The following is a 25,349-nucleotide window of genomic DNA, read 5'->3' on the forward strand; positions in this document are numbered from 1 at the left end:
CCCCAATCGTAAATGAACAGCTTGCTGTTCTCTAAAAATTTGTGAACCTGGTAAAATTAAAGTTGTTTTTGTTTCATCCAAATTTTGGTTTTTTAATAAAAGTGCTGGATGATAGTTGCTTACATGACGATCAGATTGGATACGTACGGCGCATGGGAAAATCTCTTGTGCCAATACTTCTAAACCTAATTCTAAGCTTTTTTCAGTGGATTGCTTTAACCAACGAATCACGCCTCCACGCCAATGCCCATGAGATGTTTCTTTCACGAGAATATATTCACCTGTTCTTAAGTTTTTAGGTGCTTCTCCTGACCATTTAATACGGTAACCGTTAACACTAATATCAAGAATATCAGCTTGATAAACAGCTTTGCTTTCTCTGCTTAGTCGTTGAATAGAGGACTCTTGATTGCCTGACGACTCTTTTTTATCCCATGTCGATAAAAATTTAGATTCACTTTGTAAGCCGTACCCATGTTCAAGCATTAATGTTTCTGAGAAATTTTTTGCTTTCGATAAATAAAAGTGAGCGGTCAGTAAACCAAAGCAAATATGAAGCTGAGCTGAATATTCATATCGTTCGTGGCGTCGTTCAGCAGTTGTACCTAAAATGGTTTGTACGTGGAACTTTAATGCAGGTGTTAGATAAATTTTCTCATTCTTGGAAATATATTCTGCATTTTTATGTAAAGTCGCAGTAACGTGTTCAAGTAAACCGTGAGTACTGATAAAAATATTTGGATTAAAACCAGAACTTTGCTTCTTATTATAAATCGGTGGGTGATCTTTACTTGTATCAACGACATACTTGGTTAAATCAGTTTCTTTAGGTAATAACTGAACCATTTTGGCCCAGTCAAAACTACATTGAAATAAGGCTTGAATTTCTGATTGGCGTATTTGATTGGTATTAAAAATATCCATCAAAATCAGTTGAGCATATGCTTGACTGATATTATTTAAACTTGGCTTACCTGAGGTCTGCTCTATATTGGTATGCTGATATTTGTGCGTAATCGCTGCATCATAAAGTTGATGTGCAATGAGCCACTGGCCAGCAACAGGCTCACTATAGAGCATATGTTGTTGATATAAGAGTTGAGTAAGTTGCTGTAAAGCTTGAAATGTGGCGAGTGTTCTTGCTGTTTGTAGATTTTTTTTCTGATTGAGCGCAAAGATTGAAAACTTTTGATGATCTATTTGATCATTACTACGTCGTACAATATTGATGTAAATTGCAGCGAAGTAGCAACGCAACAACATAGCTAGCTCAATGATATGTTCATTGCGATCTGAGCTAATCACACCCTGATTAAAAAAGTTTTTTTCAAGGCTTCCTAAAACATTTTCTATCGTTGGGTGAAGAGCTTGAATCAGATCGAAGCGGAGTGTTTCAGGGCAGTCTAATTCACTTAATTCTAACAGTGCTGCAAATAAGGCTTTAGATGTGTCGCCTAATTGCATGATGGAGAGTGTTGAAATCCATTCATTAATACTTTTGGTATTTGCATCACAAAAGCTGAGTTTGTCCCGTGTGAGAACAGTTGGAATTTGAAAAATATCCGAAAATGCATTATTCATCATTGTAATCAATCTCAGAACGTTTGAACCCCAAAAAGCGGTGTTTTATTTTTTTCGCCCGCAATTTCCCTGACGAGTTTAGGAACTAAATATCCCGGCAAACTCGCTAATACATCACTATATATTTGATCTATCTTTGAAGAATCTAAATCAAAGTGCTGAGCACCTTTTACTTTATCCAATACATGTAAGTAATAAGGCATTACTCGTGCATCAAATAAACGAAGACTTAATTCATTCAAAGTTTCTGCAGAATCATTCACACCTTTGAGTAAAACTGCCTGATTTAGCACTGTTATATGATGTAGTGATAACTGTAATAACTTTGAGCAGGTGAAGTCATCAAGTTCAGCTGCATGATTTGAGTGTACCACCACTACAATGCGTAGCCTACTGTTTTTTAATATAGAAATCAGTTCGTCGTCGATCCGATTTGGAATAACAATAGGAACTCGTGAATGAATTCTCAATATTTTGATCTGGGGGAGAGATGCTAGACGTTCTAACCATAACGCTATTTTTCGATTATTCAGCGTTAATGGATCTCCACCACTTAAAATCACTTCATTAATATGCGGATTTTGTTCAATATACTGCTTAATATTTTCCCAATCATCATTTTTAGGTAGATTTTCTTGATAAGGGAAATGACGGCGAAAGCAATAACGACAGTGAATCGCACATGCTCCAGTCAAGGTAAGCAAAAAACGTGATTGATATTTATGCAGCACCCCAGCCATTTGATTTGCGGCTTCCTCACCTAAAGGGTCGGTGACAAACTCAGGATAATCTTCAAGTTCCAAATGGTGGGGGAGTACTTGTAGAAGTAATGGATCGAGAGGATCGCGGATGTTCATTTTTCCGACGAATGCACGAGGTACGCGTAATTTAAACTGTTCAGAGGCAAGGATTGCACCTGATAATAGCTGATCGGTGGATAGCTCAAGTAAATTTAACAGCTCTAGAGGATCAGTAATTAGGTCACTGAGTTGTGATTGCCAGTTTTGCTCTTGATGTAAATAGTTTATCATGCCATACGTTAAAATAGTGTTAGCCGAAGCTGTGCGCCCAGTCTAACATTAATAGATTTGAGTTTTAAGTTTGGAGTGCGCCTTTCATGGCCTATTATTCTACAAATGATTTTAAAGCAGGCCTTAAGGTTATGCTTGATGGCAACCCATGTTCAATCATGGAAAATGAATATGTAAAACCAGGTAAGGGTCAAGCGTTTAACCGTGTGAAATTACGTAACCTTCGTTCTGGTAAAGTATTAGAAAAAACATTTAAGTCAGGTGACTCTTTAGAAGCAGCTGATATTGTAGAAGTTGAAATGGATTACCTCTACAACGATGGTGAAATGTGGAACTTCATGGATCCTGTATCTTTTGAGCAAATCGCTGCTGACAAAACAGCAATGGGCGATGCTGCAAAATGGTTAAAAGACGATTCAAATGAAAAATGTACAATTATGTTATTCAATGGTGTGCCTTTAACAGTAAGCCCACCAAACTTCGTTGTACTTAAAATCGTTGAGACTGATCCAGGTGTTCGTGGTGATACTTCAGGCGGTGGCGGTAAGCCTGCGAAACTTGAAACAGGTGCTGTGGTACGTGTTCCATTATTCGTACAGCAAGAAGAAAGTGTTCGTGTAGACACTCGTACTGGTGACTATTTAGAGCGTGCATAATCGTTAAACACAAAGTATACGATTATCGAAGGGATGATGAAGAATCATCCCTTTTTTTATGCCAAAGTATTAGATAAATCATTTTTTATAACAGGTAAGCTAACAAAGATATTTCTTCTACAGAAAATATAGAAAGGGAAATCACAATAACCACAAGTTATGTATTCGAGAGGTTTTGAATGGAGACAACACAAGCAAAGTCAACACTTCCCTCAAAACTCCTATGGAGTTTGGTTGCCATTGTCGGGGCAATTTCATTTGGGATATTGGCTGTCAGTCGTGGTGAGCATGTTAATGCTGTTTGGCTCGTCCTCGCTGCAGTCTGTGTTTATAGCATTGCATATCGGTTCTATAGTTTATTTATTGCAAACAAAGTTTTTGAGTTAAACCCAAGACGTCTAACCCCCGCACATCGTTTAGCAGATGGCTTAGATTATGTCCCAACCAATAAATACGTATTATTTGGTCATCACTTTGCTGCAATTGCAGGTGCTGGTCCATTAGTTGGTCCTATTCTCGCCGCCCAGATGGGATACTTACCGGGAACAATTTGGTTGTTAGTAGGTGTGGTTATCGCGGGTGCTGTTCAAGATTTTCTTGTGCTGTTTATTTCGACCCGTCGAGATGGACGCTCTTTAGGTGAAATGGCAAAGCAAGAGCTTGGGACTTTTGCAGGTGTGATCGTGATGCTTGGTACATTAGGTGTCATGATTATTATTCTTGCTGTGCTTGCCTTGGTTGTTGTGAAAGCTTTAGCTCACAGTCCTTGGGGCGTATTTAGTATTGCGGCCACCATTCCGATTGCATTATTCATGGGTGTTTATATGCGTTATTTACGCCCTGGAAAAATTGCTGAGGTTTCGATTATCGGCTTTGTTTTGATGATGATGGCGATAGTTTACGGTGGTGATGTTGCAAAAGATCCTTATTGGGGACAGTTGTTTACCCTAAGCGGCACAGAGTTAACATGGGCACTGATCATTTACGGTTTTATCGCATCAGTTTTACCTGTGTGGTTGCTACTTGCACCGCGTGACTATTTATCTACTTTCCTCAAAATTGGTGTTATTGCTGGTTTGGCGGTTGGTATTATTTTTGCCATGCCTGAATTGAAAATGCCTGCGGTGACACAATTTGTTGATGGTACTGGTCCTGTATTTGCAGGAAGTTTATTTCCTTTCTTATTTATTACAATTGCTTGTGGTGCAATTTCTGGTTTCCATGCACTTGTTTCCTCAGGTACAACACCTAAATTAGTCGATAACGAAGTGAATATCCGTATGATTGGCTATGGTGGCATGTTGATGGAATCATTTGTCGGTATCATGGCAATGATTTGTGCGACTGTACTCGATCCTGGTGTTTATTTTGCGATTAATACACCTGCTGCAATTTTAGGTACAAATGTTGATTCTGCTGCTGAAGCAGTTCGTAATTTAGGATTTGTTGTTAGTCCTGAAATGTTGACTGTCTTAGCGCATGAAGTGGGTGAAAGTTCAATTTTATCTCGTGCTGGCGGTGCACCAACCTTTGCGATTGGTATGGCGCATATCATTTCTGAGATTTTTAATAATCGTTCAATGATGGCATTTTGGTATCACTTTGCAATTCTGTTCGAAGCATTATTTATTCTAACTGCAGTAGATGCGGGGACACGTGCTTGTCGATTCATGGTGCAAGATACGGTCGGTATCGTCGTACCTGCAGTGAAACAATCTAGCTCATTTGTTGGTAATTTAATCGGTACTTTTATTGCTGTTGCTGGTTGGGGCTTCTTTGTTTATCAAGGTGTTGTTGATCCGCTTGGTGGGATTAATTCATTGTGGCCATTATTCGGTATTGGTAACCAAATTCTAGCGTCAATGGCTTTGATTCTAGGTACAGTGATTTTGTTCAAAATGAAAAAAGAGAAGTATGTGTGGGTCACGATTGTTCCAACGATTTTCTTATTCATTACATCAATGACAGCGGGTTGGCAAAAGATTTTCCATGAAAATCCAAAAATTGGTTTCCTTGCGCAGGCAGATCGTTTTTCGAATGCGATTGCACGCGGTGAGGTACTTGCACCTGCTAAAACTGTTGCCGAAATGCAGACCATTGTGATGTCAAATCAGATCAATGCAGCTTTATGTGCGTTCTTTATGATTGTGGCTGTTGTAATGGTAATTGCATCGATTGGAATTGTTCGTCGAGCTTTGGCAAGCCCAACACCGACAGTGAATGAAGCACCAGCGGTTTATTCTGATGTTCCAATGACTGCAAATAGCATCAAAGGAGAATAAGCATGGATTTTAAAATTGCTCGACAGGGTGGTGCTGTGATTGTAAAGATCATCAAATTTACCATCATGTCACAGAAACATTTGATTTTTTCACCCAGCAACTGGTCTCGGATTGCGACTTTGTGGCAACGTTTACAACAGAGCTTTCGGTTGATGGTTGGTGTGCCAGATTATGAGACGTATGTAAAACATATGCAGACACATCATCCCGATCTGACACCGATGGATGCGAAGACGTTTTATCGTCATTGTATCGACGCGCGTTATCCATCTTCAGCTGGAAATATCAAGAAGTGTCCTTGCTAGAAATCTTTTGATTTCTTTGAAAAAAAACAAAACAGTGTATGTTGAATCATGCACTGTTTTTATTTTGGGGAAAATATAATGTGGGGTACTGACAAAGCTGCTGTTCAGGAAGAAAAATTAAAAAATCGAGAACTCGAACAAGATATTCAAAGCTTTAGCCCTAAAATCGAAAGGTTTTTAGTTGAGATTAATCAACTCATTTTAGATAAGCCCCAGCAGACAAAATTGGCATTAAGCTGTTTGTTGGCAGGTGGTCATGTATTGTTCGAAGATTTGCCGGGATTGGGTAAAACCACATTGGCCAGTGCCTTGGCTCGTCTAGCAGGTTTGCATTTCCAACGGATTCAATTTACCAACGATATGCTAGCGAGTGATGTCATTGGTATTAATATTTTTAATCAAAAAGAACATCTATTTGAGTTTAAAAAAGGCCCTATTTTTACGCAGATTCTATTGGCAGATGAAATTAACCGCTGTAGTCCAAAAACTCAGAGTGCGTTATTAGAAGCAATGGAAGAAGGTGCTGTTACCGTTGATGCTGTGAACTATGAATTACCACAGCCCTTCTGGGTGCTAGCTACTCAAAACCCATTATTCCAAAGTGGAACCTATGCATTACCTGAATCTCAATTAGACCGATTCTTGATGCGGTTATCACTCGGTTATCCGTCACGTCAAGCAGAAAAACTGTTATTACAGCAAAATTCTCGTCAGTTTTTAATTCATCAGTTAGATGCTGTGTTTACGCAAGCAGATATTCTCCATTTAAGAGAGTTAGCAAAACAGGTTTATTTAAGTGATGCTGTGCTGAATTATATTTTAGATTTGGCGGCTGAAACCCGCAAACAAAGACATGGGCTTTCAACACGAGGTGTATTGGCGCTGAAAGCTGCAACTCAAGCTTATGCATTGGTTGAGGGGCGTGGATTTGTCACCAGTGATGATGTTCAATCTGTTTTTGTTGCTGTAGTTGCACACCGTTTGAGTCTTGGTGAAGTTGAAGCAAAACAGATTTTGCAGTCGGTTGAAGCCATGTAGTTGAGAGAAGGCACATGCAAAAAGGACTTAAGCAACAAGTTAGTCAATGGATTGCAAAGCGTTTTCAGGTGGATAGTGTTAAAACACTATTACAGAAAGATGTTTTAGTTTTTATTTACAAACAAGGTTTTCTCTATCTGATTCTGATTCTGATTACTTTTATCGCTGGAATTAACTACGGCAATAACTTGATTCTCGGTTTTTGCTTTTTATTAAGTGCGATTCTTTGTATTAGTTTTTATTTAACGTTTAAACAATTACATGACTTAAAAATTGAAATTGTCATGCCTGAGGTTGGTCAGGTTAATCAGCCATCAATTATTAGGTTAATGTTAAAACAACAAGATAAGACGGTACGATATTTACGGATAGAATCATCGCAACAAGAACAAATGATCTTTTTGAATCAAGTTCAACAAACTGTCGAACTTCCTGTTTTGCCTCAACAACGTGGCCTATATGAGTTTGGGGTGATCAAAGTCTATTCGACTTATCCTTTGGGTTTGGTCAGAGCTTGGACGTATTTATATCCTAAACAAAAAATATGGATTGCACCTAAAGCTCAAGATTGGCAAAAAGAACATAAAAACCAGCCGACGTCAGCACATGATAGTTTGGATGAATTTAAAGAATTACGTGCTTTTCGACAGGGAGACTCCTACCAGAACGTGGCATGGAAACAAGTTGCTCGAGGACAAGGATTCTTTATTAAAATGTTTGAGGCACAAGCGAATCACCAGCATTTGGAAATTGATTATCAACAGATTCCAGCCCTAGGGCATGAGGAAAAATTGAGCTTTATGATGGGCTTAGTTGAGCAATGTGAGCAGCTGGGTGATGACTATGCGTTAATTTTACCTCATGCACGATTAGAAAGTGGGCAAGGATATTCACAATTGATTCAAGCAAAACTTTTATTAGCGCAGGCTTAATCATGGCGAAGCAAATTTATTTCTGTGTATTGTCTACCCTAGCATTAGTATTGCTTGGCCAAGTTGCTTTCGCTCCAATCACTTTGAGTGGGGTGTGGGGGGGAATCTGGCTGATTTTGGTCTGGAGATACAACAAGCAAGTTATTACTCCGTTCCCAAAGCTAATATTGGTTTTATTTAGCTTGTTATCATTGGGTCTAATTTATATCAATTATCAGACTTTATTTGGGGTTGAAGCTGGTGTGGCTTTTCTCAGCACTGGCTTATTTGCAAAAAGCCTTGAAGCTAAAAACACACGCGATCTTTTGATTGTCTTCAACTTTGCTTTATTTGTCAGTGCAAGTTTGCTACTGCATAGTCAAGCATTTTGGATGGCAGTCATTGTACTTTTAACATTCCTAATGTGCTTGCTGGGCTTATATCGAATACAAACAGCAGCATTTAGGCAAAGTCAATTATCTTCTGGACAACTTAAGCAAGATCTAAAACAGATCGTTAAATTTGTTGGTATTGCTACGCCGTTCTTTATTTTACTGTTTATCTTCTTTCCTCGATTGCCGCCGCTTTGGGCAATACCTATTCAAAAAGATCGAGCAACAACAGGAATCAGCGACACAATGTCACCAGGTGATATTGCACAATTGTCTCAATCATCGGCGTTAGCATTTCGTGTGATTGCAGATATGTATCAGTTCCCAACTCGGCAACAGTTGTATTGGCGTGCATTGGTATTAGACCAATATGATGGTCGTACTTGGACGAGTAGTTTTTTCAATCAGCAATTAAAGACAGCATCATCAGCATCTCGATATGTTGATTATAAATATCTGCCTGCAGATGAACAATCTAATTGGATTATGGGATTAGAGTATTCGATTCCGCAGGAACGATATTTACAGCTTTATCAAGATGATAGTATTCGTCCAAGTAAGTTGATTAAGCGTAATCAACCAATACAAATGCAATGGTTAGGACGGACAACATCTGAACCCATTGTATTGTCAACAAAACAATTTGAGTTGAATACTCAGTATTACAAAACTCAAGATCAAGAGGCACAACAGTTAGCGCATCAACTTTTCGAGCAAAGTCAAAATCAACCTGAAGAATATATCCAAACTGTACTTAATTGGTATCGAAAAAATGGTTTTGTATATACATTGACTCCAGGAACTTTAGGAGGGGATCGAATTGATCAATTTTTATTTTCTAGCCGTAAGGGTTTTTGCGAGCACTATGCTTCAAGTTTTGTGATGTTGATGCGTTTTGTTGGTATTCCTGCTCGTGTTGTAACTGGTTATCAAGGGGGGCAGCTTGCGATCGATGGGCAGAGTTGGGAGGTACGTCAACTCGATGCGCATGCATGGAGCGAAGTTTATATCGATGGCAAATGGAAAAGAATTGATCCAACAGCCATGATTGCTCCACAAAGGATTGATACAGGGATGCAAGATTATCTCGCTCAAGACCAGACGGTTTGGGGAGATGAGAGAGCACAAGGATGGCGATTGCAGCAGTTCAAATTTCTAAAAAATGTTCGGATTTGGAGCGATTATTTAAGTTATCAATGGCAGAGTAAAGTTGTCGGTTATGATGCGGAAAAACAAAAGAGTTGGTTATCTCGTTTGGGTTTAGATTCCACATATGGATATGTCATCATTCTAATCGTTGGTATTGGTGGTGTGCTATTGTTCTATGTAGGTTTTTATTGGTGGAGACAACGCCAACAACTAGTAGAATACCAGCGTTTAATTTTTAAGTTTCAAAAACAGTTACCTACGCCGATGCATAAGCGCCAAGCTGAAACCTTCCAAACATGGATGCAACGTTTAATGAATTCTGTTGAAGATCATAAATCATTCGAGCAAGTAATTGTGTTATATCAAAAAATTGTTTTTATAGAGAGTTACAGTCCAAGTGATAAGCAATTGTTTAAGAAGTTGCTTAAAGACTGTGCGATTGCGATAAAACGATCTCAAAAAAACTTGTGAACCTTCTGAAAAATGAATATGATGCTTTACATTCTAGGTGTATAGCTCAGTTGGTTAGAGCGCTACGTTGACATCGTAGAGGTCTCCAGTTCGAGTCTGGATATACCTACCAAGATTTATCAAGGACTTATAAGCGAATCAGCAGCTTATAGGTCTTTTTTATGCCTGCTTGTCACGTTTTTGATTTGGCAAACTTGGATTTTTTAGCAAAAAATGGCTATATTTCCAAAGAATCTGTGTCAAGAATGTGTCAAGAATGTGTCAAGAATGTGTCAAGAATGTGTCAAGAATGAAGCTTCCTAAAGCAAGAAAAAGAGGTGATGCTTATTCAATCTCTATTTCATACGATAAAAAAAGATATTACTGCACCCGTGACACTGCATCTGAATGCGAACAATGGGCAGCACTGAAATTACTAGAACTGAAAGCACAAACGAAAATTGAAAATGGTGAGTTAAAACCAAAGTTTTTATTTAGAGATCTCAATGCCAAATACTATCAAGAAGTAGGTCAGCGAAATCCTTCTAAATCTTCTCGAGACTGGATCAAAGGACAATACAACAACTTTGAGATGAAATTCTCTGCATTGGCTCAGAAATCTATTTATGACATTACCCCAAAAGATTTAACAATGTGGCGAAATAAGCGTTTAACTGAAGTAGGTGAAAACACAGTACTCAAAGAGATCTCGCATTATAGTGCTATGTTTACCTATGCTCAGAAAGAGCTATTCTTGTTGAAAGAAAATCCTTGGATGCAAATAACCAAACCTAAAAAGCCTAAATCGCGTGATCGACGAATCCATCCTTCTGAAATCGAACTGATTTTAAAAGTTCTAGATTATGAGCATGGCAGGCAACCTGTTTTGTCTCAGCATTATGTCGCTTGGGGATTCTTGTTTGCTATTGAAACAGCGATGCGTCGAGGTGAGATTTTGGCCATGAATAAAAATGAAATCTTTGATGGCCATGTTCATATTCCTAAATCTAAAAATGGTGATGCGAGAAACGTACCTTTATCTGAGGAAGCTAAAGCTTTATTGGAGCTAATCCAACATGATGGTCGCAAAATTATTCCGCAATCGGAAAATGCATTTCGGTTAATGTGGGAAAAGAGAAAAAAGGCGATTGGTCTAAATGATCTTCACTTTCATGATACAAGACATGAAGCGATCACAAGGATGGTTCGGGTTAGAAAGCTAAAAGTTGAGACCTTGGCGAAGATAACAGGGCACAAGAAAATAGATGTTTTAGTAAATACTTACTACAATCCAAACGCTGAAGATTTAATAGAAGCATTTAACCGTTAAATTTAAGCCCGCACAAAGCGGGCATTTTTTAGTTCTTTCTTTTGGGTCCACGTCTGGTTTTGCTATTTTTCAAGATCGCATCTGCATCATCGGGATCATAAAGGTGTTTTCCATTACTGCCTTTATTGATTGCTGCACATTTTTTTCGAATAGTTTCATCTGACAAACTGTATTTAGCGACTAATTCTGCAACCGTGATTAGTTTTTTCCTCTCAAGAGTTAATGCAGTAACGATTCCGCCAAAAACTACTTGTCCAAGTACCAATTGTGGTGCTGAATCAGCTTCGATCGTGACTATGTATTTAGGCATCTTTTTCCCCTAAATAACCAAAGTCCGCTGCTGAGACTTGTATTTTGTTGCTCACATTAAAATTATATTCTTTAAAAATAAATATTATGGATTTCATTTTTTTAACCTTATCATTTCATTGATTCAGATAAAAAATAGATAGCTCCGCAAAATGATGAGCTACTAATAATAATTGTTGCATGGGTCATATTCATCATTTTTTTGTTCCTGGTTGTTTTACTTGGTGTGGGTTGGTCAAGATCCAACATTTGACGATGCGTTCTGATTGAAGGGGATTGTTCTCAGTGTGGTCAGTGACTTTTTTTCACTTCGTCTGCAGGGTATTTAGAGGATCTGACAGGTTTATTTGCTTCAACAAATTTGTAGCGTTTGCTAGTCCGCAGCAGTGTTCGCATCTCATTTACATCAGGTAGTGCTTGGAAATTGCGTGCTGCAACCTTGTAAATTTCGTTTAAGTTGATGGCTATGTTTGCCTCCGTTGGTTCGAAATGATTAAGATGAAAATGTGAGGTTCTGATGCTGTTGAGATATTCAAAAGCATCCCAAAACTGTTGTACAAAAATGTGATCCAAGCCGATTTCATCAACACGTCGACGAGCCATGTTTTCAAGCATAGTTTTGGAATTTTGGATCTCGGTTGCACTGATCTCTTTTTGAAAAACATGCTCTGCGAGTGCATCAATCATGGCTGATACTTGCGCATGACAAAGTGCTATACGGACGTGGGTGATACCTTTGGCATGAAAGTCGGCTTCGATCTGTTTTAGGTTGTTGCTGTAGGTCTCTAAAATTTGCTTTTCATGTTTCAAGCAATACGTCATGAACGTGCATGCGTCTTCTAAAGGCATTTGCGTCAATCGAGTCGCAATATTTTTCTTTTCTAGGCTATGACCTTTGGTGTCGACCAATATATGTAACGTTCGTGAAAGGATCGCTTCTGACGCTTGGATTGGGGTGTTTTGGCTGATCATGACAGCAGCTCTAAACGGTGGTTCGTAGGTTTCGTTTCCTGCAGTCTTTAAACCCTTGGAACGGATCGCTCGACCGTTAAAAGCATCTTTTAATTCATCCCATGAAAACTTTGCTTTTAGAGATGCTTGCTGATCGTTACGGTCGCCCTCGATAAGTACGATTGGCATATTTGAGGTTTGGGCAAAGTTTCGATAAATCGCCACACTGGTTGATTTGTTTGGATCAAAGCCTTCGTATGATTCACGACCACTAAACTTCCAAAGCATTTCGATGAGTGTTGATTTCCCTGAGCCTGCTTGTCCAACCAATTCAAAGAAAGGGTAGGATGCATGCATTGCTCGGATCTGCTCTGCGAAATATGAGCCTGTCCACCAAGCCAAAAGAATCAAACCAACTTCACCATTTAAGGTGTAGTAATCACGCCACCATGTCGGCTTAAACTCTTTTTTAGGGTTTAAATGAATCACAGGGGTGGATGCTAAGGTTTTGATTTCCTTTTTATTGGTCTTGAAAAAATCATGTTCGTTCTTGGGTATAACTTGCCCTTTATGCACAGCATATTGGTCAAAGATATAGACATCGTGTTCTTTGCTGTAGCCAATAAAATCAATAGTTTTAACTTCACGTAGGCGTTCAGTTTTTCGCTTGATAAATGTTTCAAGCTGCTGATCTGTTCCAGTCCACATCGCACCTGATAAAACACCCATGACACGAGGTTTAAACTTGCTGCGTGAGGATATGTGTTCAGGGGTAAACGTCGCTTTAACTTCACCCCACGGTGATTGGATATGGAAGTAATACCAACTTTCGTCAGTGATTTCATTGCGTTGGAAGTACAGCGGATCTAGCTGAGCGTTGCAGATCTCGACGACTGAAGAACTGTTTTTAAGGGCTTGTAAGCGTTTTTCTTCATCTGAAAGAATTGAACCTTGTGCCTGCTCGGTGGCTTCCATGACTGCATTGAATTTTTTGAAATCAAGTTCCCACCAGTAGGTGCGGTATGCATGGTTAAAGAAAAACTTTGCGAGGCTGTTGTTATAAAAGTTGTAGATCAGCATACCTGCTTCTTCTGCAGATTTAGCGATTTGTAGTTTGCCCCAGTGGATATATTTATCCTGGTCTTTTTTGGTGAGTTGACCGTTTTGAAATAAATCATTCCAGTCTTTGCCAACTGGAGGCAGAGCAGCAGTCGAAAGCCAACCATCCTCAGTCGCTTGTTCGATATGCTTTGTTAAGTATTTTTTCCCTGCCTTATCATTGTCTAGTGCCCAAACGAGGCGAGGGCGGTCTTTCTCAAGTTCTTTGCATCGATTGGCAATTTGCTGAAGTAGGCGATTCGGATAGTTGCCACTGTTCATGGTACTGATGCTAAGCAATTCAGACTGTGTCAAAGCAATGCTGTTGAAAATACCTTCCGTGAGCCAAATACTGCCTGCATTGCACAGTTCATCAAGTTCATGAACAGTCCATGACAAGCCTTTCCATTCGCCGATGAAATTGGCTTTCATTCGTCCGAAACGTTCAGGACGATCTATAAAACGCTCCCAATACACTTTCGGCGCAAGCTCAAAACGTACCGTTGCTGTGACGAGGCTTTGATTTCTATAGTCTCGATAGAGTTCTTGGGTATAACGGCCTTTTAGTGGTGCTATGTCGAAGCCTCTCGCATGTTGCATATATGCGTCGGCTGAGGCATTTGGATTTGTTGCTGTTTTTGGGAAGTCTTCTGACCAGTCTTTGAATAGGTCTTCGCAAATATCTTTGATGTGTTCTTCATAGCTACATTTGTTGATCCGACCGCACTTCACGACCTTCGGTGTTATGGCATGGGTATAGGCTTCTTTTTGATTGCACTTTGGGCATACGCCACTGCGATACCAGTCACCTTTGCGTTTGAACTTGAAAATTTGGTTGAGTCTTTCATCTATTCGACGTTGCAAAATGTCCATGTTTTTCCTAGATCAATTTCATTTGTAGGAGACGATTGCGATAGCTTTGTGCGGTCGCTAGATCAAATTTGTTCGCCCAAAACAATGCGTTAATTACTCCTTCGACATAACACTTTTGGAATTGATCTATTTCTGTCTGCAGTTCTAAAGCAAAGAGCTGCATTTCTAATTCGACTTCCCACTTTTGTTTGGTCAGTGAGAGATCGGGTTTTGGTGTCAAGCTGTTATGGATAGTTCGAGTGATTTCAAGATCGGCAGCAAAGCTTGCAAGGCAGTCGGGATTTTGGCAGCTGACGATTATGTTATGGAGCAGTGGAGAAGGTCTTTTACGACTGGTCACATGCATCCTGCGCTCGCAATGTGGACAGTAGAATCCTATAGATTTACTCATTGTTACCCCTAGTGAATCGACCAAGTGATCTGTTGCTCCCGACGACATTCACTTGTTGTTCTTTATCGCTTTACAGTCAGTTGCATTTATTTACTAAATGCTTACGGGTTTGGCTTCGGAATCTGTGAGAAGCCAAAAAGTGGTCTCTTATGATTATTTAGAGTTTGAAGAAGTTGATTTAGGCAGTTTTGATTCGACTAGAGATTTGATCCATTCATTGAGCGACATGTTGCATTTGGCTGCTTCGATGCGAGCTAAGCGACGATTTTCTGGTGTGGTACGAAAACTGATTTGGATTTCTTTTTGTGACTCTTGAGTCGCCATTGCAGGTTTCCTTTTTAATGACAGTTTTAGACTGTAGTGAAGATAGAACTTTGTTAAGATGGTATATGTTTAAACATATAATATCCCATTTGGGATATTTAAATAATAGGTATATATCAAATGGTATATGAAAATACCAATCAAAAGGGTGATCGTATTCGAATTGAGCGATCAAGGCTTGATTTATCGCAAAGTGAATTTGCATCCTTAATGAACAAACAAAAGATGGCAGTGTTTCGCTACGAAAAAGGTGAGCGTGTCATGGGGCAAGATGATTTAGAGGCTTTGCATTCAAACGGTGTAGATGTTTGGTTCTTGCTCACTGGAGAGCGTACTCGTCCTGATCTACTTTCAGAGGATGCCAAAGAGTTGTTAAAACTTTGGGATCAGGTTGACCCTGCGCAGCATCAAACTTTGCTGACTTTAGTAAGAAATTTTGCTGAGAGTTTTGGGGCTAAAAAAACCGATTAATGGTTCTTTTGAACGAATGAAAAAAAGTTCATTCGTTCAATATTTTTTTAGAATAATAAAAATGATATAAATACATCAAATTAACAATGTTAAATTTATAAGAGTTTAGAAATGTATATTACAAAAGTTTTGAGTTATAACGGGGCATGGGAAAAGTTACTGGCTGAGCATGGAGCTGAATTTGATGAAATTAAAAAATTACTTGAATCATATGATTTAAGTCATTTAAGAATAATTAAAAGTAATGAAGAAATTTTGGATAGTCTACTATCTATTTCGAGTGATTTTGAAGATAAATTAGAAGAAAATGAATGGGAAAATTTGATTAAAAAAAATAATAAAGAGTATAAAAATACGCCAGGGTTAGTAAAAAATAAAGTAAGTTTTAAGTTTCAAATTAATCACGATATTTTGACAAGTTTCATCTTTAGAAGGCTGAAGCTAGCTGAAATAAACTTGATAAATGAGGTTGATTTAGCCATTTTGTTGAATTTGAATGAGAGTGTTGTTGATAAAAGTGTTAACTGGAGTGGTATTTTTTCATATTGGGAAAATAACATCGAAGAATTAAAATTAATCGCACCTATTTCTTTAAAAATTCCTTTTTTGATTTTGGGTATTGGTTTTGAGCCTGAAGAGATAGAAGTAATAGAGCTAGAACGTCAGAAAGAGCCTATTATGATTGAAAGATCAATAGAATTTAAACCAGAACATTATCAAGCAGGATTGGGCATACTCAACTACTTTGGAACTGTTATGCGCAAAAAGTATCCTGAGCAGAATGCCAAAGTGCGTATTGAGCAAGATGACAATGCTGTCCGTTTAGTTGTCGAATCTGCTAATGGAGATAAAGAAGTTATTGAGCGTGCATTCGATGAGTTTGGTTTAGTAATCCATAGAGATATACAGCCTGAAGAATTTTACGATAATTATTTAGACGTTGCTGAGTTAAAAACTAAATTGGGAACCTTTGAATCAGAGTTGAAGTTTCAGCATCAGCTTGTAGAAATGAAAGAACATAGAATTATAGAGCTGAAAAAAGATAAAGAGTTTTTAGAAAATCTTATTGGACAGGCACTAGTCCGTCCTAATTCGCCAATATATATCAATAATCAGCTTACTAATTCGCAGTCTACGGTCATTAATCATAAAGCTGAGATCTCAAAATCTAATGATGATCTAGAGGAACTGATTGATCTTGCTGATAGTGATGCTTTGAAGAATAAACTTGCAATGATTCAAAATGCTTTAGAAAACAATAGAAACTCAGATAATCCTGAGGATATTAAAGACTCTAATGGTATGAAGAAATTAGCTAAGTTTTTAAAGGAAGCTAATGAAGTAGGCACTGAGGCAAATAGTTTAGCTGAAAAGGGGGGCAAAGCATTGGAACTGATTAAAAGTTTAGGTAGAAGTTATAACAGCATAGCTCAATGGTGTGGGATGCCCATTATTCCGAATGTATTTGTGAAGGAATAATGTTAAATGGAAATTGATTGGAAACTCGTAGCACCCGTAGTTGGATCATTAGTAGCGATAATCACTCTTTTTTTTAAATTGCATGAAATCACTAGTTTCAAACATAAGAAAATCTCCGACAGACTTGCTTCAAGTATTCAATATTTCGATAAGTATTTTGAGAAAGGGCAGACCAATCAACTTGTATTAGATCGAGCTGCTCAGGATCTTGCTAAAAGTCCACATGTAGACCATAACTTGGTAAATAAACTCATAGAGTTTCATCAGAATTATCTAGTCAATTTTGATCATATGGTTTCTTTGTTTGATGGTGGGTATCAATTTATAACTTATAAAAAGAGTCAAACTCTTAACATTGGATCAGATTTAAGTATTAAACCGCTATTGTTTCTAACACCCATTTGGCGACGCTTTCTATTTGTTATGGGATATTTTATTTTCGCTACTTCTGGTGCAATGCTTTTTCTTCTGTTAGTGAGTTCGGAAGATGTTCAATTTATAACAGCTTTAATTATGGTGGTTATATCTTTAGCTCTTATGTCTCTAGGATTTTTATTTTTAATGCTTGAAGAAAGAATCAAGCATGCGAATAATTTTGTAATAAAAATTAATGAGGCTAATGCGAAATATAAGGCAATTGATAAGCCTAGAACCATTATTTTGCTGTCAAATAGAAGTAAGCCCTCCTAAGAGGGCTTTTTCTTTACTCTTTATTCATAGACTTTTGAACGAGTCGAACTTGCTCTTGAATAATAAATAATGTTGCAGCAACAGATTCGCCAGTTAAAGAGTCACAATTTTCAGTAGATTCAATGAGTAAAGATAAGTGCTGATCTAATAATGATAATCTTGTTTGTATATCCATGTCATACCCCTTTTGAAAGGTTAAATCCATTATTTATCAGGTCTGAAAGTTCGTTGAAAAGTCTCCAACTTTGTTCGGTATTTTCCATGACTAAAATGGCTTGAACAGCACTGATACTCAGGTTAAAGGTGTCGTGGCTTTTGTTGAAATGGTAATCAATATTTTCACGTAAACGTGACCAAAGGATATTGGTTTCGATAAAGGTTTTATATGAGACATCGCACTCTAAAATACGATGTAATTTTTTAGCGCTTACGAATAGCTGTCGTTTATTTGTCTGCGGATTTTGAACTCGCATGATTAGTTTTTCTATGCTCATGGTTCGCCCTCAATCTAATAAATGGCTTGGGAGGATTTTTTCGGGTGTATGCCAGTGCCATCTCGTAATGTCCAATCGTGATGGGGCAGAAGCGACATAGGCGGTTAAGGTTTGGGCGTGGTGTACCCATATTTCCAGTAGTGGCTCAGTATGGGATATATCGAGTTTGAGGGTGCGTAACTGGTTGTAGAGTTGTCTTTGTTTATCGGGCAAAGTTTTTAATTGTTCAGGTGTTGCAGGAGCGTGGTTAGGCGTTTGCGTTCCTAGGATTTTATCCTGGTGTGGAGTTGGTTTTTGATTTGGATCGGTAGTCGTGGTTGGGGCTACGTTTATGCCGAACATTTCTTTTAGTTTGCTGTAATCAATGGTGTAGTAGTTCACTCGGATGGATTTGATTTCAGACAGTTTGGCGATTTTGATGAGTCCGAGTTTTTTGAGTTTGGCGACTGCACGCTTGATCGTTGAAATGCTAAACATGCCGAGGGTTTGTTGCCATTCTTCAAAGGTGTGAAACCACCATTTGCGTCCGTTGTGTGTGGTGAGGTTCTTTTTCTTTTTGAATTTTCTATTTTCACTGATCAAGAAATAGAGTTTTTGGAGGAACGTGGCTGCTGTGATCCCGAGTACTTTGGCTAGTTCAGGTGAAGCAATTAAGGGATATTCATTGTGTTGAAGGAGTAGTTTCATGCTCATGCTGCTGTCCCCCGATATTGTTCGGCGTAGCAAGCTTTGCATTTTGCAGTCCACTGTTGGCGACCGTTGCGTAAGCCATTTGTATTGAAAAATTCTTCGTCAAAAGGGTAGAACTCACCGCAAGTACTGCACATGCGTTCTGTGCCTAGTTCGGTGTAAATAAAGACTCTACTCATGCTGCACCGCCTAGATTTATCAGGATGTAGGCGATGATGAGGAGTGCAATAAATGCGAGTGTGTCTTGGATTTTTTTGCGTGTTTGGGCTTTCTTTTTTAATGCGAGATGTGTGGGTAAATCTAGGACTGGCGTGTGTTCAATAATATTATTTGAGGTGCGCGTGGATGCACTATAAGAACGTGATGTCATAGTCGTTTTCCGTTGGTTGGTTCAAAACCTGCCAACATTCCTTCCACAGAATGGGGGCAGACTAAGCAGGGGTGGAAGTATCGCTCCAACGGTTGCGACCAGCGTATAGCTGCCCTGCCTAGCCCACCATAAAGGCATGACTATGCATTGGGCAAAAAAAATGCCGCATGGTGCGACTTTTGATTTGCACCGTTGGATTATAAAGTAGACTTCCACATCTACTCACAGATTTTGCTGTGATTTTTAAAATATAACTATGTTGTAATTTTGAGTCAAGTTAGAATTTAACTTTAAGTTTTGTGGGGAGCTTAGGGGAAATGGTTGAATTTATTTTAATTATAGTTGTTGGGTGCTGTATTTATTGTTTTGCTACAGGAAAATTTAAACCTGAGTATCAAAAAAAACAGAAAGAAAAACTCAAAGAAGATTTTAAAAACCTATTAAATCCTAATGATGTTAGTGCTGAAATTGATGGAATAAGAAATCTAAATCCAAGTAATCAAGAGTATGAGATACATTATGATGATTTCAATCAGAAGTTTTCATCAAGAAAAATCAAGATTCAACGTTTATACAAAGAAAATCGTCGTTGGTATATTGATGCGTACTGTTACAGTGCTTGTGATAAGAGAACCTTTAGAGTAGATCGGATCTCATATCTAACTAACAAGAAGAAGAGCATCTATCTTAGTGATTCAGATAAAATCTTAGATTATTTAAAACTGCATTTTTAAAATTTTCTTTTAACTCTAATTCTTATTTTATTTATAGATAGAAAGATTAGTTCTTTTTGATACAATGGGTTGGCTCATTGTGAGCTGATGGATCGGGTCATGATGAGTCGATGCATGGGGGGCAAAATTTTTAGAAGTAGATACGTATTATGGATTCAAATTTAAAAAAATATTTAAGACAATAGACGAAATAATAAGTGACGTTAAATCTTTTATTGAAGTAATACCAATTGGTTTTAATGATGAAGGAGATAAAAATTTAGAATTACTAACAAAGTTTTCTAATTCTTTATTGCCATCTATAAAAAATGAATTAGAGGCTAAAGAAGAAATTTTGAGTGAAGTGATAATAGCTAATATAATCTTGGATAGTTTGACTAGCTTAGCGGTTAAAATAAATTCTATAATATTGGGTGGCGATAAGGATTTTATAAAACTAAGAAAATTAGTAAATTGTACTAATAATGCATATAGTATTCGTCGCGATTATAGGGTTTTTCATGCGTTGAACAATAATTATAGTAGAAAAATTGATGATCTAAAAAATAACTTAATAAATGATAATAAACAAAAATTTGAAAATGAAATTAAATTAATTAAAAATAAATTTGAAAAAGTACTAAATGATAATCAACAAAAAAATGAGGCAGATTTGGAAGATCTTAAAAATAAGCTTGATATAGTTATTAAAAATAACAATATAAAACTGGATAATTTGTTTGATTACCATGAAAAGCAGCTTAATACAATCAAAAATAATGAATATGAGGATAAAAAATCTAAAGATAAAATTTTTGAAGATTTTGTCGGTGAATCTAGAGTAGAGAAAGATGAGATAATTCAGAAATTTGAAAAATCATTTAATAAAATTCAAACTGATTGGAAAAGAATTCAGCAAATTAAAACTGAAAATGTATATTTGAATGCCTATCATAAAAATACTGCTAGATCAAAAAATAGCGAGAATAAATTTATTGCTGTTACAGCATTAAGCTTATTTTTATCGGTACTAACGATTATTGCCTTTATCTTTAGAGCAATAGATTTTTCTCAATTTATCTCGATCAAAATTATGATTGTGGTGTTTTTTGGGATTTTGATCGCTTACTACTTGAGAATATCTACGCACTATCGCCGATTAGCGGATCAAGCCGAACAAACACATCTGGAACTACTTGCATTCCCTCAATATGCAGCAGAATTGGGAGAAGAGAAATCAAGAGAAATCAAAGAACAGTTAGCTTTGAAATATTTCGGAAAAGAGATTGATGCTAGTGGTTATCAAAAGATAAGTGATATAGCTCAAGAACAACTAAAAACAAGTAGTGAACTGGTCAAAGCAGCAGCTTCACTATCAGTTGCGAGTGCTAAGACTACTGAAAATTCTAGCAGTACCACGCCAAATAACAGTACAAACCAATCAGGGAAAAATAGAGGTTGATTTTAAAAATGTATTTAACTCTTATGATTGTTTTTATTTCGATTTTATTATATTCAATAGCGAATAGTTTGTTTAATTTTTTCTTTACACATAAAAGCTATGACCAATATGAAGAACTCTTTGTTAGTGGTGAGAACCTTGATGATAGTCTGATTGCTTTTCAGAAAAATCATGAAAGAAATCGCTTTCTAGGATTACGAAATGTGCCTGATTATGTACTGGATTTTATTCTTTCAAGAAGTGATCAACATCAAGCGATTAAGCTATACAACATTGCTAAAGACCACATCTTTTACAGTATCGAAAACAGTACTGTTGAAATCAAAGATGGTAAGCAATATATCTTTGATAAAAATAATTCTGACAACTCTGGATTAACTATTAAAGAAAAGTCTATTGCAGCTTATATATTTTACTCAGCATTGGCTGTTTTATTAATGTCTGTGTTTTCTTACGAGTTTAACGCTGATATAAGTGAGAATTATAAAGAGTTTATTTTATTTTTTTGCTTTTCTATATTGTTTTTATTTATAGGTGCATCACATGTCGTTAAGTATCAACGATTGAAGTGTGCTAAAGAATTTGTGGATTTGTGTGAAAATGCTAAAAATAATAACTAATAAAATTTATGTGTGAGAGAGAAAATAATGAAGTTGGTGGTGGGTGAAAAATATTCAGTGAGTTGAATATATTGAAACTGAAATATTATTTAGGTTGGTAAGTTAATATTTTTATCTTTAGGAATGTTTATGAGTACAGTTATGAGTGTTGAATTAACAACAAGTCAAGATACAAGGCAAAAATTTATAATACTTGTTAATAGTATCAGGGAAAAGATAAATTCAATAAATAATAAAGATGTAGAAAATTCACCAAATCTATCTACAAAGGAAGTTGAAGGAGTTTTAAGATATAAAAAAAGTATTTCTAATACTCTTGAGAAAAATTTCGTCCCATTTTTTTATGATGAGGATAAATCGGATTTTAAAATTAACTATAAATTTCATAATAAAAATATAATAGATGAATTAGAGAAGATTGATAATGAGCTTTTAATTGGAAAATTAGATACAAAACTTTTTGATCAATTATCATTAGTTGATACTGAACTCAATAGGTTGTATCAGACTTATACGATGGAAATTAAATTCTATGAAATTGCTCAAAATGCAAACAGAACAGTTAATGATAAAATAGAATTAACATTTGATGGAATTGAACGAGCAAAATTAGCATTTGAGAATGATCAAATTACTACTACATACAAGCGTACTTATAAAAAATTAGAAATAGATGCCGATATTTTACAGAATAAATTTTATTGGAGTATTGGTATTGGTTCAGTATGTGCAATTTTAATTATCTATTGTAAACCAATTCAACCAGAAGGTCTGAATTACTGGTTTTTAAAATTTTTAATTTTTACATTAACAATAACACTTTCAACTTATTTTCTAAGACGTTCTGTTCATTTGCGCAAACAGGCTGATCAGTTGAAAAAAGAAGCATGGGAAATGGATGCACTTCCTATTTTTATTGCTAGTCTAGATAAATCAGTTAGAGATGAGGTTATTAAGGATCTTGTTCCGAAATATTTTGCTAAAGAATTAGATCAATCCATTAACGATAAAATGGCAGACATTGTAAATGAACAAATTAGAACGAGCTTAGAAGTCTTTAAAACTGGCACTGAAATCGTTAAGTCTATGAAACCGAGTGCAGTAAAACAAGAAGATGGTACTAAGAAAGAGTAAGGAATTATAACTTGTAATAAAGGGGATGCGAATGTTCGATTGGATTCGTAATGAGTTAGAGATATATGCAATGCTTATGTCCAATAGGAAACACATTTGGTTGATACCACTTGGATTCTTTTCATTTTGCTTATGTGTCAAATTGTGGATGTTATCAAATTATGAAAATTACATGATGATGAATGGAAGCGATGCTTTTGGTTCAATCGTGACTATGGTATATGAGAAAAGTCTGCATAGAATTGATAAAATTGCATTTTTTGGAAGCTTAGTGATTTTTATTATTTTATACAAAAAAGCTAGAAATTATTTTTAATAAATTAAGAACTTCATAACTTGGAATAAATTTTAATTATCATTTAGGTCGCTTTTCTAAAGATTTTATCCAATCTCCCTTAAATGGATTCTCATGCGTATCAAGTATTACTCCTCCTAATTCTTCAGGAAGAAAATTTGCATTGGTCCATTTTCCATACTGCTCAAATGCTTTTGGTTTATTTGTGTATCCATAAGCTCGTCCATTCCTATCCGTAGCAATATATTTTACCTCTTGTGCTACATTCTCCCAATTATAAAATGTCGCATGCATATTTTTTCTCTTCTTTTATTTGATTAACGTATGTTTGTTGAAGCCCTAAGAGCCTTTTATTATCTTAACAAATCTATGACTTTTTTGAAATTGTGAGTTATAAAATAAGTGCTATGTTTCTGTCCTGTTGAAATGTATCTTTTTCTTTATATTTTAACTTATTAACATATTGTTAATTAATTTTTAAATATTATTTTATTTTTTAAATTTAAAATTGTTACAATTGTGATTGAATTAACAAAGTTAAATTGATATATAGATTAAATAGTTGTTGTAATATTGTTTTTTAATAATTTTAGGCTGTTTTAGTCGAAGGGTTCTTTATGGGAAATGAAGTTGATTTAGATAGTATTCGTGAAGATGTTATCTCTAAAATTATAGAGCTTAAAAAATCGTGGCTCTGGTTGTGCTGATTTAAATACTGGTTTTATGAGCATTGGCTTTGATAGTTCTAATACATTTAAAGCTTTTATTTCAAAAGTTGCTAAAGCAGATTCTGGTGATGTAAAAAAGACACTGTTAGATGTGAAAAAAATTGTAGATACACTTATTTTTAAAAATGTTGCCTTTACTAACAAACGCGTATTTTTTTATGATATACCAAAAGAAAACTTATCAAAAATTTTTGATTCTTTACAGAAAAATAATGAATATTTTTTGAAAGGTGAAAATAGTACTAGCTTTAATTATAATTTGATAGATCATGATCATGTCGAAACAAGTCTGGTTTTATCTGATGAAGATACTAGTTTTAAAGTGATTTATTTAAAAAGTGGACGTAATAGACCTGATATCATTCATCCAAAAAATAAGGAACATTTGTTCGGCGGTGAGTTTGGCGATATCATTGATATTACTCTAAAAGTGCAGTATGTAATGAATGCCTTTGATTTTTTTGCCTTTGATTTCAAAAATAATATTTTGGTTGTTGGAATGGATTTAGATGGCATTTTTCCAACTGCGGAGACTAATAAGTCACAAGGAAATTATGTTCGTGATCTTCGAAAATTAGCAAATTTGCAAAGCTTAAAAGCAAAAAATCTTCGTAATTGTGTCGCAAATTTAGAGTTTGAAAAGATTGGAAGTGTGCTTAATCATTCTTTTATGACCGCAGACCGTGGTTTTAATCACGCTGGGAATAGTATTACAAGTAATCAAGATATCCGTAATGACGACTTCCACAAAGATGGAATAAAAGACAAAGAAGCTGATTTTTATGGAATAAAGAAATTGTTTCCTTTAGAAAATGACGAAAAAGTAGTTCTCACTGTACGTATGACATTTAGAGATTATAAGTTACCAAATGCTTCAATTTATTCTGCTTTAATTGATAATGTCACCTCATATAATGGTCTGAAATATGCTATTAGAAAGGTTATTGAACATAACCATAATTAAATTTTAGCTTCCAATTCAAGCTGCATGGTCAAGCCACTTTCTGAATAGCTATGAGTGGCTTTTTCTACGATCCATTTCAACTTGTCCACCTGTGGTTTAAAGCCATTTAGAAACACCGGTGTTTCAGTCGAAATTGAGGGAATACCAATAGCTGTGTTAATACTGAAC

General features: G+C 36.3%; 26 protein-coding genes, 1 tRNA gene and 1 pseudogene. 16 read left to right on the forward strand and 12 right to left on the reverse strand.

Annotated elements, in window-relative coordinates:
• Positions 1-1,584 (reverse strand): hypothetical protein (locus tag ACT4_RS15595; RefSeq protein ID WP_007483785.1); only part of this gene is annotated, 1,584 nt, incomplete at its 3' end.
• An 11-nt stretch (positions 1,585-1,595) separates the two neighbouring features.
• Positions 1,596-2,612, reverse strand: a complete 1,017-nt coding sequence (epmB, locus tag ACT4_RS15600) for an EF-P beta-lysylation protein EpmB (protein ID WP_007483787.1) — start codon at positions 2,610-2,612, stop codon at positions 1,596-1,598.
• An 86-nt stretch (positions 2,613-2,698) separates the two neighbouring features.
• Here epmB and efp point away from each other — a divergent pair, with 86 nt between their 5' ends.
• The 8 genes from efp (at position 2,699) to ACT4_RS15640 (ending at position 11,125) form a co-directional block, all read left to right on the forward strand.
• Positions 2,699-3,268 (forward strand): elongation factor P, encoded by a 570-nt coding sequence (efp, locus tag ACT4_RS15605; protein ID WP_004652839.1) that lies wholly within the window; start codon positions 2,699-2,701, stop codon positions 3,266-3,268.
• A 179-nt stretch (positions 3,269-3,447) separates the two neighbouring features.
• Entirely contained in the window at positions 3,448-5,550 is a 2,103-nt protein-coding gene (locus tag ACT4_RS15610) for a carbon starvation CstA family protein (RefSeq protein ID WP_007483793.1), read from the forward strand.
• 2 nt (positions 5,551-5,552) lie between these two features.
• Positions 5,553-5,855, forward strand: coding sequence for a YbdD/YjiX family protein (locus ACT4_RS15615; protein WP_007483795.1), 303 nt, complete (start codon positions 5,553-5,555; stop codon positions 5,853-5,855).
• A gap of 78 nt (positions 5,856-5,933) precedes the next feature.
• The gene (locus tag ACT4_RS15620) at positions 5,934-6,893 is read left to right on the forward strand and encodes a MoxR family ATPase (RefSeq protein ID WP_007483797.1); all 960 of its coding nucleotides are present in this window, start codon (positions 5,934-5,936) and stop codon (positions 6,891-6,893) included.
• 14 nt (positions 6,894-6,907) lie between these two features.
• The gene (locus ACT4_RS15625) at positions 6,908-7,825 is read left to right on the forward strand and encodes a DUF58 domain-containing protein (protein WP_007483799.1); all 918 of its coding nucleotides are present in this window, start codon (positions 6,908-6,910) and stop codon (positions 7,823-7,825) included.
• Positions 7,826-7,827: 2 nt separating this feature from the next.
• Positions 7,828-9,816, forward strand: a complete 1,989-nt coding sequence (locus ACT4_RS15630) for a DUF3488 and transglutaminase-like domain-containing protein (RefSeq protein ID WP_007483801.1) — start codon at positions 7,828-7,830, stop codon at positions 9,814-9,816.
• 35 nt (positions 9,817-9,851) lie between these two features.
• Positions 9,852-9,928, forward strand: a tRNA-Val gene (locus tag ACT4_RS15635).
• Between the two features lie 177 nt (positions 9,929-10,105).
• Positions 10,106-11,125, forward strand: a complete 1,020-nt coding sequence (locus ACT4_RS15640) for a site-specific integrase (protein WP_007483803.1) — start codon at positions 10,106-10,108, stop codon at positions 11,123-11,125.
• A 28-nt stretch (positions 11,126-11,153) separates the two neighbouring features.
• Here the strand turns inward: ACT4_RS15640 and ACT4_RS15645 are convergent, their stop codons facing one another.
• The 4 genes and pseudogenes from ACT4_RS15645 to ACT4_RS17350 all read right to left on the reverse strand — a co-directional run bounded on the left by ACT4_RS15645 (position 11,154) and on the right by ACT4_RS17350 (position 15,071).
• Complete coding sequence (locus ACT4_RS15645) at positions 11,154-11,435, reverse strand: hypothetical protein (protein WP_007483806.1); 282 nt, start codon at positions 11,433-11,435, stop codon at positions 11,154-11,156.
• 193 nt (positions 11,436-11,628) lie between these two features.
• Positions 11,629-14,356 (reverse strand): annotated as a pseudogene (locus ACT4_RS15650) (toprim domain-containing protein).
• A gap of 7 nt (positions 14,357-14,363) precedes the next feature.
• Positions 14,364-14,747 carry an ogr/Delta-like zinc finger family protein gene (locus ACT4_RS15655; protein ID WP_034605382.1) on the reverse strand — a complete coding sequence of 128 codons (384 nt, stop codon included), beginning with the start codon at positions 14,745-14,747 and terminating at the stop codon, positions 14,364-14,366.
• Between the two features lie 153 nt (positions 14,748-14,900).
• Positions 14,901-15,071, reverse strand: a complete 171-nt coding sequence (locus tag ACT4_RS17350) for a hypothetical protein (RefSeq protein WP_007483810.1) — start codon at positions 15,069-15,071, stop codon at positions 14,901-14,903.
• Between the two features lie 120 nt (positions 15,072-15,191).
• On the opposite strand from ACT4_RS17350, the gene ACT4_RS15660 reads away from it, so the two are divergent.
• The 3 genes from ACT4_RS15660 to ACT4_RS15670 all read left to right on the forward strand — a co-directional run bounded on the left by ACT4_RS15660 (position 15,192) and on the right by ACT4_RS15670 (position 17,711).
• Positions 15,192-15,542 (forward strand): helix-turn-helix domain-containing protein, encoded by a 351-nt coding sequence (locus ACT4_RS15660; protein ID WP_007483812.1) that lies wholly within the window; start codon positions 15,192-15,194, stop codon positions 15,540-15,542.
• 111 nt (positions 15,543-15,653) lie between these two features.
• Positions 15,654-17,021, forward strand: a complete 1,368-nt coding sequence (locus ACT4_RS15665; RefSeq protein WP_007483813.1) for a hypothetical protein — start codon at positions 15,654-15,656, stop codon at positions 17,019-17,021.
• 6 nt (positions 17,022-17,027) lie between these two features.
• Positions 17,028-17,711, forward strand: coding sequence for a hypothetical protein (locus ACT4_RS15670; RefSeq protein WP_007483814.1), 684 nt, complete (start codon positions 17,028-17,030; stop codon positions 17,709-17,711).
• A gap of 13 nt (positions 17,712-17,724) precedes the next feature.
• Here the strand turns inward: ACT4_RS15670 and ACT4_RS17355 are convergent, their stop codons facing one another.
• From ACT4_RS17355 to ACT4_RS15690, 5 genes are read right to left on the reverse strand one after another with little or no spacing between them, the layout of a single operon-like run.
• On the reverse strand, positions 17,725-17,886 hold the full coding sequence (locus ACT4_RS17355) for a hypothetical protein (RefSeq protein WP_007483815.1): 162 nt from the start codon (positions 17,884-17,886) through the stop codon (positions 17,725-17,727).
• Between the two features lies 1 nt (position 17,887).
• A complete protein-coding gene (locus ACT4_RS15675) occupies positions 17,888-18,205 on the reverse strand; it encodes an antA/AntB antirepressor family protein (RefSeq protein WP_007483816.1) in 318 nt (105 codons plus the stop codon).
• 9 nt (positions 18,206-18,214) lie between these two features.
• A complete protein-coding gene (locus ACT4_RS15680) occupies positions 18,215-18,898 on the reverse strand; it encodes a hypothetical protein (protein ID WP_227509631.1) in 684 nt (227 codons plus the stop codon).
• The gene (locus tag ACT4_RS15685; RefSeq protein ID WP_007483818.1) at positions 18,895-19,074 is read right to left on the reverse strand and encodes a hypothetical protein; all 180 of its coding nucleotides are present in this window, start codon (positions 19,072-19,074) and stop codon (positions 18,895-18,897) included. The genes ACT4_RS15680 and ACT4_RS15685 overlap by 4 nt, the downstream gene beginning before the upstream one ends.
• Complete coding sequence (locus tag ACT4_RS15690; RefSeq protein ID WP_007483820.1) at positions 19,071-19,265, reverse strand: hypothetical protein; 195 nt, start codon at positions 19,263-19,265, stop codon at positions 19,071-19,073. The genes ACT4_RS15685 and ACT4_RS15690 overlap by 4 nt, the downstream gene beginning before the upstream one ends.
• A 317-nt stretch (positions 19,266-19,582) precedes the next feature.
• Between ACT4_RS15690 and ACT4_RS15695 the strand changes: the two genes are divergently transcribed.
• The 4 genes from ACT4_RS15695 to ACT4_RS16825 all read left to right on the forward strand — a co-directional run bounded on the left by ACT4_RS15695 (position 19,583) and on the right by ACT4_RS16825 (position 23,194).
• Positions 19,583-19,999, forward strand: a complete 417-nt coding sequence (locus tag ACT4_RS15695) for a WYL domain-containing protein (protein WP_007483822.1) — start codon at positions 19,583-19,585, stop codon at positions 19,997-19,999.
• A 292-nt stretch (positions 20,000-20,291) separates the two neighbouring features.
• Positions 20,292-21,440 (forward strand): hypothetical protein, encoded by a 1,149-nt coding sequence (locus ACT4_RS15700; RefSeq protein ID WP_007483824.1) that lies wholly within the window; start codon positions 20,292-20,294, stop codon positions 21,438-21,440.
• Between the two features lie 8 nt (positions 21,441-21,448).
• Positions 21,449-22,060, forward strand: coding sequence for a hypothetical protein (locus tag ACT4_RS15705; protein ID WP_007483826.1), 612 nt, complete (start codon positions 21,449-21,451; stop codon positions 22,058-22,060).
• Between the two features lie 129 nt (positions 22,061-22,189).
• Positions 22,190-23,194 carry a hypothetical protein gene (locus ACT4_RS16825; RefSeq protein WP_007483828.1) on the forward strand — a complete coding sequence of 335 codons (1,005 nt, stop codon included), beginning with the start codon at positions 22,190-22,192 and terminating at the stop codon, positions 23,192-23,194.
• Positions 23,195-23,549: 355 nt separating this feature from the next.
• Here the strand turns inward: ACT4_RS16825 and ACT4_RS15720 are convergent, their stop codons facing one another.
• Entirely contained in the window at positions 23,550-23,783 is a 234-nt protein-coding gene (locus ACT4_RS15720; RefSeq protein WP_007483832.1) for a hypothetical protein, read from the reverse strand.
• A gap of 429 nt (positions 23,784-24,212) precedes the next feature.
• Between ACT4_RS15720 and ACT4_RS15725 the strand changes: the two genes are divergently transcribed.
• A complete protein-coding gene (locus ACT4_RS15725; protein WP_007483835.1) occupies positions 24,213-25,181 on the forward strand; it encodes a hypothetical protein in 969 nt (322 codons plus the stop codon).
• The last annotated feature ends 168 nt before the right edge of the window (positions 25,182-25,349 follow it).

Origin of the sequence: Acinetobacter sp. NBRC 100985, from assembly GCF_000241225.1 — a bacterium.
GTDB classification, from domain to species: domain Bacteria; phylum Pseudomonadota; class Gammaproteobacteria; order Pseudomonadales; family Moraxellaceae; genus Acinetobacter; species Acinetobacter venetianus.

What these genes read in the sequence shown, in the direction of transcription:
- epmB (WP_007483787.1), bottom strand. Translation starts at nt 2,612, where the DNA reads ATGATAAACTATTTACATCAAGAGCAAAACTGGCAATCACAACTCAGT.
- efp (WP_004652839.1), top strand. Translation starts at nt 2,699, where the DNA reads ATGGCCTATTATTCTACAAATGATTTTAAAGCAGGCCTTAAGGTTATG.
- ACT4_RS15610 (WP_007483793.1), top strand. Translation starts at nt 3,448, where the DNA reads ATGGAGACAACACAAGCAAAGTCAACACTTCCCTCAAAACTCCTATGG.
- ACT4_RS15615 (WP_007483795.1), top strand. Translation starts at nt 5,553, where the DNA reads ATGGATTTTAAAATTGCTCGACAGGGTGGTGCTGTGATTGTAAAGATC.
- ACT4_RS15620 (WP_007483797.1), top strand. Translation starts at nt 5,934, where the DNA reads ATGTGGGGTACTGACAAAGCTGCTGTTCAGGAAGAAAAATTAAAAAAT.
- ACT4_RS15625 (WP_007483799.1), top strand. Translation starts at nt 6,908, where the DNA reads ATGCAAAAAGGACTTAAGCAACAAGTTAGTCAATGGATTGCAAAGCGT.
- ACT4_RS15630 (WP_007483801.1), top strand. Translation starts at nt 7,828, where the DNA reads ATGGCGAAGCAAATTTATTTCTGTGTATTGTCTACCCTAGCATTAGTA.
- ACT4_RS15640 (WP_007483803.1), top strand. Translation starts at nt 10,106, where the DNA reads ATGAAGCTTCCTAAAGCAAGAAAAAGAGGTGATGCTTATTCAATCTCT.
- ACT4_RS15645 (WP_007483806.1), bottom strand. Translation starts at nt 11,435, where the DNA reads ATGCCTAAATACATAGTCACGATCGAAGCTGATTCAGCACCACAATTG.
- ACT4_RS15655 (WP_034605382.1), bottom strand. Translation starts at nt 14,747, where the DNA reads ATGAGTAAATCTATAGGATTCTACTGTCCACATTGCGAGCGCAGGATG.
- ACT4_RS17350 (WP_007483810.1), bottom strand. Translation starts at nt 15,071, where the DNA reads ATGGCGACTCAAGAGTCACAAAAAGAAATCCAAATCAGTTTTCGTACC.
- ACT4_RS15660 (WP_007483812.1), top strand. Translation starts at nt 15,192, where the DNA reads ATGGTATATGAAAATACCAATCAAAAGGGTGATCGTATTCGAATTGAG.
- ACT4_RS15665 (WP_007483813.1), top strand. Translation starts at nt 15,654, where the DNA reads ATGTATATTACAAAAGTTTTGAGTTATAACGGGGCATGGGAAAAGTTA.
- ACT4_RS15670 (WP_007483814.1), top strand. Translation starts at nt 17,028, where the DNA reads ATGGAAATTGATTGGAAACTCGTAGCACCCGTAGTTGGATCATTAGTA.
- ACT4_RS17355 (WP_007483815.1), bottom strand. Translation starts at nt 17,886, where the DNA reads ATGGATATACAAACAAGATTATCATTATTAGATCAGCACTTATCTTTA.
- ACT4_RS15675 (WP_007483816.1), bottom strand. Translation starts at nt 18,205, where the DNA reads ATGAGCATAGAAAAACTAATCATGCGAGTTCAAAATCCGCAGACAAAT.
- ACT4_RS15680 (WP_227509631.1), bottom strand. Translation starts at nt 18,898, where the DNA reads ATGAGCATGAAACTACTCCTTCAACACAATGAATATCCCTTAATTGCT.
- ACT4_RS15685 (WP_007483818.1), bottom strand. Translation starts at nt 19,074, where the DNA reads ATGAGTAGAGTCTTTATTTACACCGAACTAGGCACAGAACGCATGTGC.
- ACT4_RS15690 (WP_007483820.1), bottom strand. Translation starts at nt 19,265, where the DNA reads ATGACATCACGTTCTTATAGTGCATCCACGCGCACCTCAAATAATATT.
- ACT4_RS15695 (WP_007483822.1), top strand. Translation starts at nt 19,583, where the DNA reads ATGGTTGAATTTATTTTAATTATAGTTGTTGGGTGCTGTATTTATTGT.
- ACT4_RS15705 (WP_007483826.1), top strand. Translation starts at nt 21,449, where the DNA reads ATGTATTTAACTCTTATGATTGTTTTTATTTCGATTTTATTATATTCA.
- ACT4_RS16825 (WP_007483828.1), top strand. Translation starts at nt 22,190, where the DNA reads ATGAGTACAGTTATGAGTGTTGAATTAACAACAAGTCAAGATACAAGG.
- ACT4_RS15720 (WP_007483832.1), bottom strand. Translation starts at nt 23,783, where the DNA reads ATGCATGCGACATTTTATAATTGGGAGAATGTAGCACAAGAGGTAAAA.
- ACT4_RS15725 (WP_007483835.1), top strand. Translation starts at nt 24,213, where the DNA reads ATGAGCATTGGCTTTGATAGTTCTAATACATTTAAAGCTTTTATTTCA.